The 1744-nt window shown below is 66.4% G+C and carries 1 protein-coding gene and 1 rRNA gene; one reads left to right on the top strand and one right to left on the bottom strand.

The features are described from left to right. Positions 1-647, top strand: a 647-nt coding sequence (locus C2865_RS39010; protein ID WP_198653913.1) for a hypothetical protein, incomplete at its 5' end; no start/stop codon positions are given. A gap of 977 nt (positions 648-1624) precedes the next feature. On the opposite strand, the gene rrf is transcribed toward C2865_RS39010, so the two are convergent. Continuing rightward, positions 1625-1741, bottom strand: a 5S ribosomal RNA gene (gene rrf, locus C2865_RS39005). Positions 1742-1744 lie beyond the last annotated feature (3 nt).

Genomic DNA, 1744 nt, shown 5'->3' with positions numbered 1-1744 from the left:
TTACGGAACTCGCGACGCTCACCCGACTGCGGCCGGTCATCACGCCTGAACTCACGGCGCTCACCCGACTGGGGACGATCGTCACGACGGCCGAATCCGCGGTCATCCTTACGGAACTCGCGACGCTCACCCGACTGGGGACGATCATCACGACGGCCGAACCCGCGGTCATCCTTACGGAAGTCCCGACGCTCACCGGACTGCGGCCGATCGTCACGACGCCCGAACCCGCGGTCATCCTTACGGAACTCGCGACGCTCACCCGACTGGGGACGATCATCACGACGCCCGGTCCCCCGGTCATCCTTACGGAAGTCCCGACGCTCACCCGACTGGGGACGATCATCACGACGGCCGAACCCGCGGTCATCCTTACGGAACTCGCGACGCTCACCCGACTGCGGCCGGTCATCACGACGGCCGAACCCGCGGTCATCCTTACGGAAGTCCCGACGCTCACCCGACTGCGGCCGGTCATCACGACGCCCGAACCCGCGGTCATCCTTACGGAACTCACGACGCTCACCCGACTGGGAGCGATCGTCACGACGGAAGTCACGGCGTTCGCCGGACTGCCCTGCGTCGCGGCGGTCGAAGGAACGCCCCCGCTCCTCGCGCGACTGTGGTTTCCCGAAACGGTCCTTTGAACGTTCGCCCGACTGGCCCTGCCAGCCGCCGGAGCGCTGTCCCGAACCCGCCGACTGAGGCCGACCCTTTCCAGCGGCCCCCGGCTTGAACGGCTTACGGGCGGCAGGCTTGCGCGCCGGCCGGCCGTTCCCACGGCCTCCGTTCGCGCCCTGCTGCCCCTGACGTCCCTCGCGGTTGTCGCCGCGGCCTTCCTCTTCCTTCACCTCTACATGGTAGACGGAACACGACGACCCTCAGACGCCGAACGCCGACGCCGCCCGAAAGCGAAACCCCTGGAAAACCCGAGATTTCTTTCCCTGCCGAAAACACTCCCCCAGGAAGCCTCCTCCCTCGAGGAAAAGATCAGCTCGGCTTTCCGGGAGAGTACCTGAATCCCCTCACCGGCCCATGAGACCGCTCCTCCGCCACCCGGATGGAAAAAGCACCATTGCCGGGCCGGTCCACCGGTTCTCCCGCGACAGATGCTCTCATCGAGCGAGGGTCGCCGTCCCGTCCTCGCAGGCGCCGCTCCTCTACGACCTCGCAGGCGTTCTCCAGCGTGCTGGCAAAAGCCGCCCGTGTCTTTTCTCACCCGGCGCCCCCCGACGCTCCCGGCCGTGCCCTGCGCCCGGACGTCCTGAGAACCGAGGACCCGGAATCCACGCCGGCCCCTCCTCCGCCACACGCTCCGGGCACGGATTCCGCGTGTGCGTCTTCACCAGCACCTACGAAGAAGCCCCGAGACCCCCTGGTGCACCGGCTGGGATCCCCCCGGGGCTTCAACGGTCACCCCGGGGCTACCCCACCGAGCCGTGCTCCTGCACTGACGCCTCCGCGACCGCAGGCTTTAACTCCCGGCCGTCGTCGTCGAAACACACAGCCCAAAAGAAGCACGGACCATTCTCGGAAAATGAGCGGGATAAAAACAGGAGGAGAAAACACTCCTGGAAATGCGGAAAGGCCCCGGACAGAAGTCCGGGGCCTTTCCTGATGTTGATTGCGGCGGTGACCTACTCTCCCACACAGTCTCCCGTGCAGTACCATCGGCGCTGGAGGGCTTAACTTCCGGGTTCGAGATGGGACCGGGTGTCTCCCCTCCGCCATAACCGCCGCAAGT

Origin of the sequence: Actinocorallia populi, assembly GCF_002995495.1 — a bacterium.
GTDB lineage: Bacteria > Actinomycetota > Actinomycetes > Streptosporangiales > Streptosporangiaceae > Actinocorallia > Actinocorallia populi.
The sequence above is the reverse complement of the archived record's forward strand: the minus strand, read 5'-3'. Positions and strand labels throughout refer to the sequence as shown.